At 64.3% G+C, this 5283-nt stretch carries 6 protein-coding genes; all 6 read right to left on the minus strand.

Going from position 1 to position 5283, the window contains the following annotated elements:
* Positions 1–88: 88 nt before the first annotated feature.
* Positions 89–463 (minus strand): DUF2946 domain-containing protein, encoded by a 375-nt coding sequence (locus tag JWR89_RS25475; protein WP_299720982.1) that lies wholly within the window; start codon positions 461–463, stop codon positions 89–91.
* A gap of 196 nt (positions 464–659) precedes the next feature.
* Positions 660–1382 carry an SURF1 family protein gene (locus tag JWR89_RS25480; RefSeq protein ID WP_299720987.1) on the minus strand — a complete coding sequence of 241 codons (723 nt, stop codon included), beginning with the start codon at positions 1380–1382 and terminating at the stop codon, positions 660–662.
* Between the two features lie 41 nt (positions 1383–1423).
* Positions 1424–1825 carry a cytochrome o ubiquinol oxidase subunit IV gene (cyoD, locus tag JWR89_RS25485; protein ID WP_299720983.1) on the minus strand — a complete coding sequence of 134 codons (402 nt, stop codon included), beginning with the start codon at positions 1823–1825 and terminating at the stop codon, positions 1424–1426.
* A complete protein-coding gene (gene cyoC / locus JWR89_RS25490) occupies positions 1822–2457 on the minus strand; it encodes a cytochrome o ubiquinol oxidase subunit III (protein ID WP_299720984.1) in 636 nt (211 codons plus the stop codon). The genes cyoD and cyoC overlap by 4 nt, the downstream gene beginning before the upstream one ends.
* Positions 2458–2460: 3 nt before the next feature.
* Positions 2461–4464, minus strand: a complete 2004-nt coding sequence (cyoB, locus tag JWR89_RS25495) for a cytochrome o ubiquinol oxidase subunit I (protein WP_299720985.1) — start codon at positions 4462–4464, stop codon at positions 2461–2463.
* A gap of 25 nt (positions 4465–4489) precedes the next feature.
* Positions 4490–5283: ubiquinol oxidase subunit II (locus JWR89_RS25500; RefSeq protein ID WP_299720986.1), on the minus strand; the 794-nt coding region annotated here is incomplete at its 5' end.

Here is a 5283-nt window from a genome sequence, read left to right on the forward strand (position 1 = left end):
GGATTTCCGGTGCCGCCATCATGGCCGGCGAACTGAAGCGTGCGGGTGAAGGCGGCCGAGGCCTGCCTCCGTGCAAAACGTCGTCAGATCAGGAAAGGGCCGGAGGGGCGCGGGCCTGCGCGTTGGAGCCGACCCGGACCAGCGCGGTCGGGGTGGTGGTTTCGAGCCAGGAGACCTTCTGGTATGCGCGCTGCAGCGTGACGAACAGCAGCGGCGGCGGATCGACCGCCAGCGAACCGCCAAGGCCCACCGCGCAGATCGAGCAGCAATTATTGTGCGACGACGGCACCTGCGAGTGCGACGTCTGGCCGTCCTCCGAGGTCATCCCGGAGCAGATTTCGGCCATGTAGAGCGGATCGGAGACGGCCTGGGCCACGGCGCGAAAGGCACCGATCGGCGCGAACAACTGCACCAGCAGCGCCAGCATGACGATTGGAACGTATGCCTCCAGCCGCCGTCGCATCCTGTTCCCCTGTTGCCGCCACCGAAGTGCTTCTTGTCCCGGACGCGGTGCAGCGCTATTGCGCTGCTCCGCAGAGCCGGGACCGTACCAAGCACCGGAGTCCTTGGCGGTCCCGGCTCTGCAGTGCACTACGCCGCCAAGGAGCGGCGCACTGCACTGCGTCCGGGACAAGGTCCATCGGGCTTGATCTTGCTTTTTAGCTACCACCCGCCCCGGGACTTGTCGAGTTGCGGTTGTTCCATTCGCTGCGCACCACGTAGGCCATTCCACCTGCCAGCATCAGTGCCAGCGCGAACCAGGTCAGGGCGTAGACCAGATGGCTGTTCGGCAGGCTGACGACGGTAAGGCCGCCGACCGGGCCCGGACCGGGCATCGCATCCGCGTCGATGAAATACGGCGCGACGTCGGTCAGACCGCGCGCCCCGGCGATGGCCTCCACGTCGCGCGAATGCCAGCGGTCGGCCGCGGGATCGTTGGCGCGCAGGAAGCCGCCGTGGGGTTCGTTGACGCGCAGCAGGCCGGTGATCTCCACCCTGCCCGGCGGCATTTCGGCGCGGGCCTTGTCCTTGTCGTCGCCGGACACGAAGCCGCGATTGACGAGAATGACGAAGCCCGCGTCGGTGCGCAACGGCGTCATCACCCAGTAACCGCCGCCCAGCGCGGTAACCGCTTGCACGAGGGTGTCGCGGTCCCGCAGAAACACGCCCACGGCGCGGACCCGGCGGTAGGCGTCGCGCGACGCGTCGATGGCGGGCCATGCCGCTCGGCCCGGCGCGTCGACCGCGGGGGCATGGATGCGCTGCTCGATCTGCGCGATCAGGTCGAGCTTCCAGACCCGGCGCTGCAATTGCCAGACGCCGAGCGTCGTCAATGCGGCAATCAGCAGGATCGCGATCCCGCCGAGCAAGAAGAGCGTCAGCGGCGACCGTGGCCGCCGGCGATCTCCTTCGCCGGAGAGGGTCACGGCATGTTCTTCATGGCTTCCGGCGTCATCATGGGCATCATGTTGGTGTTGAGGTGGTACATGACCCACAGCGAGCCGCTCAGCGTGATCACGATGATGACGACGGTGAAGATCATCGCCATCACGGTCCAGCCGCCCTCGGACTTCGAGTTCATGTGCAGGAAGTACACCATGTGCACGACGATCTGCGCCAGCGCGAAGCCCATCACCAGAAAAGCGGTGACCTGCTTGCTCTGGATCGTGCCGGACATCACCAGCCAGAACGGAATCGCGGTGAGCAGCACCGACAGGCCGAAGCCGATCATATAGTCGCGGCGGGTACCGTGTGCGGCGCCATCGTCATGGTGGTGCGAATCGCCGTGGCGGGAGTCGGCGTGGGGTTCGGCGTGAGCGGTCATCGCAGCATTCCCAGCAGGTAGACAAAGGTGAAGACGCCGATCCAGATCACGTCGAGGAAATGCCAGAACAGGCTGAGGCACATCAGACGGCGCGTGTTGGCGGCGATAAGGCCGTATTTGCCGACCTGCACCATCAAGGTCACCAGCCAGACCAGGCCGAAGGTGACGTGCAGGCCGTGGGTGCCGACCAGCGTGAAGAACGCCGACAGGAAGCCCGAGCGCTGCGGGGTTGCGCCCTCATGGATCAGACTGTGGAATTCATGCAGTTCGATGCCGAGGAACGACAGGCCGAACAAGCCGGTCAGCGCCAGCCAGATCAGCGTGGCGCGCTTGTCGCCCTCCTGCGCCGACAGCATCGCAAAGCCGTAGGTGATCGAGGAAAACAGCAGCATCGCGGTGTTGAGCGCGACCAGCGGCAGTTCAAACAGGTCCTTCGGCGACGGGCCGGCGGCATAGTTGGCCCCGAGCACGCCGTAGGTGGCGAACAGAATCGCAAAGATGAGGCAATCGCTCATCAGATAGATCCAGAAGCCGAGCATGGTGCTGCCGCCTTCGGCGTGATCAGGCTCGTCGGTCAGATAGAAGGATGGCACCGCGGTGTCGGCGTCAGGAATCAGGTTGGCGCTGGACATCGATCAGGCTCCGGCCGCGAGCAGATGCGTGCGCGCATCCTCGGTCGCGATCACTTCCTCCACGGGAATGTGGAAGTCGCGGTGATAGTTGAAGGTGTGGTGGATCGCGACGCCGAGCAGCGCCACGAAGCCCAGCACCGCCAGCCACCACATGTACCAGATGAGGCCGACCGCCATCACGGTGCTCAAGGCCGCGAGGATGACGCCGGTGCCGGTGTTCTTCGGCATGTGAATGGCCCTGAACCCGGAGGTCGGCCGGACATAGCCGCGCCTCTTCATGTCGGCATAGCTATCGCCCTCGTGGATCACTGGGGTGAACGCGAAATTGTACGATGGCGGTGGCGACGACGTCGACCACTCCAGCGTGCGGCCGTTCCAGGGATCGCCGGTGACGTCGCGGAGCTGTTCGCGCTTCACGAAGGTCATCACGAACTGCACCAGCATGGCGCCGATTCCGATCGCGATCAGCACCGCGCCGAACGCGGCGATCATGAACCAGATCTGGTACGACGGATCGTCGAAGTGGCGCAGCCGACGCGTCACGCCCATCAGGCCGAGGACGTAGAGCGGCATGAAGGCGAAGTAGAAGCCGACCACCCAGAACCAGAACGAGACCTTGCCCCAGAACACATCGAGCTTGAAGCCAAATGCCTTCGGGAACCAGTAGTTGATGCCGGCGAACAGGCCGAACAGCACGCCGCCGATGATGACGTTGTGGAAATGCGCGATCAGGAACAGGCTGTTGTGCAGCACGAAGTCGGCCGGCGGCACCGCCAGCAGCACGCCGGTCATGCCGCCGATCACGAAGGTGATCATGAAGGCGATGGTCCACATCATCGGCAGCTCGAAGCGGATCCGGCCGCGGTACATCGTGAACAGCCAGTTGAAGATCTTCGCCCCGGTCGGGATCGAGATCACCATGGTGGTGATGCCGAAGAACGAGTTGACGCTGGCGCCCGACCCCATGGTGAAGAAGTGATGCAGCCAGACCAGGTAGGACAGGATGGTGATGACGGCGGTGGCGTAGACCATCGAGGTGTAGCCGAACAATCGCTTGCCGGAGAAGGTCGAGACCACCTCCGAGAAGATGCCGAACGCCGGCAGCACCAGGATGTAAACCTCCGGATGGCCCCAGATCCAGATCAGGTTCACATACATCATCGGGTTGCCGCCGAGATCGTTGGTGAAGAAGTTCATGCCGGCATAGCGATCCAGCGACAGCAGCGCGAGCACCACGGTCAGCACCGGGAACGACGCCACGATCAGGATGTTGGTGCACAGCGAGGTCCAGACGAACACCGGCATCTTCATGTAGGACATGCTCGGCGCGCGCATCTTGACGATGGTCGCGATCAGGTTGACGCCTGATAAAGTCGTGCCGACACCAGCGACCTGCAGCGCCCATATGTAGTAATCGACCCCGACATCCGGGCTGTAGCCGATGCCCGACAATGGCGGATAGGCCAGCCAGCCGGTGCGCGCGAATTCGCCGACGAACAGCGACATCATCACCAGCACGGCGCCGGCCACGGTCATCCAGAAGCTGAAATTGTTGAGGAACGGGAACGACACGTCGCGCGCGCCGATCTGCAGCGGCACCACGAAGTTCATCAACCCGGTGACGAACGGCATCGCCACGAAGAAGATCATGATAACGCCGTGGGCGGTGAAGATCTGGTCGTAATGGTGCGCCGGCAGGAAGCCGTCATTGGCGCCGAACGCCATCGCCTGCTGGGCGCGCATCATCAGCGCGTCGGCAAAGCCGCGCAGCAGCATGACGAGGCCGAGGATGCAGTACATGATGCCGATCTTCTTGTGGTCGACGGACGTGAACCACTCCTTCCAGAGATAGCCCCACAGCTTGAAGTAGGTCAGCGCGCCGAGCAGCGCGATGCCGCCCAGCATCACGCCGATGAAGGTGACCAGCAGGATCGGCTCGTGCAGCGGGAAGGATTCCAGCGTGAGGCGGCCGAAGATCGGGCTGATCGCGAGAGCGGGGGTCGACATCATTAAAACCGTTTCGCAGGAGTGATTAGCTGGGCTCGCCGAGGCGGGCGATGCTGAAGGGGAGCAGGCGCGGCACGCCGGGTTTCGGCAGACCGGCGCCGACCATGCCCGCGGGATCGCGCGGCGACATCAGCGTGGGGGATGCAGCGGCGTGTGCGGCGCCCATCGGCTCTTCGATGGTGCAAAGCGAATAGACGAAGGATGGCCGGGCCGCCAGCGGCGAGTCGCGGCGGGCGTACTTGTCCTGAGCCAGCGGCAGCGTGTTGTTGATGCTGGCCATGCCGCCGCCGCCCTTGGCATCGACCCGCATCATTTCGTCCATGCACATCTTGCCGGGCTGCACGCACATGTTGAGCGCGGCATGATAGAGGTCCGCCGGCACCGAACTGTAATGGCGAACCGCGACGTTCTCGCTGGGCTTCTCGAGCGCCATGTAGCCATCGCGGTCGAGCGCGCCGCCGTCCTTCTTGACCTTGGCCACCCACGCGTCGAAGTCGGAGACGCTCTGGCCGTAGAACCGGAACTTCATGCCGGAGAAGCCGGCACCGCTGTAATTGGCGGAGAAGCCGTCATAGTCGCCGGGCGCGTTGATGACGGCACTGAGCTTGGTCTGCATCGCGGGCATGGCGTAGATCTGGCCGGCCAAAGCGGGCACGTAGAAAGAGTTCATCACCGTCGCCGAGGTGATCTGAAAGCTGATCGGCCGATCCACCGGCGCGGCCAGCTCGTTCACGGTGGCGATGCCGAGCTGCGGATAGATGAACAGCCACTTCCAGTCGAGCGCGACGACCTGGACCTGCAGCGGCTCGGTGCCGCCGG

The sequence above is a fragment of the Tardiphaga sp. genome (assembly GCF_028290785.1).
In the GTDB taxonomy this organism is placed as follows: domain Bacteria; phylum Pseudomonadota; class Alphaproteobacteria; order Rhizobiales; family Xanthobacteraceae; genus Tardiphaga.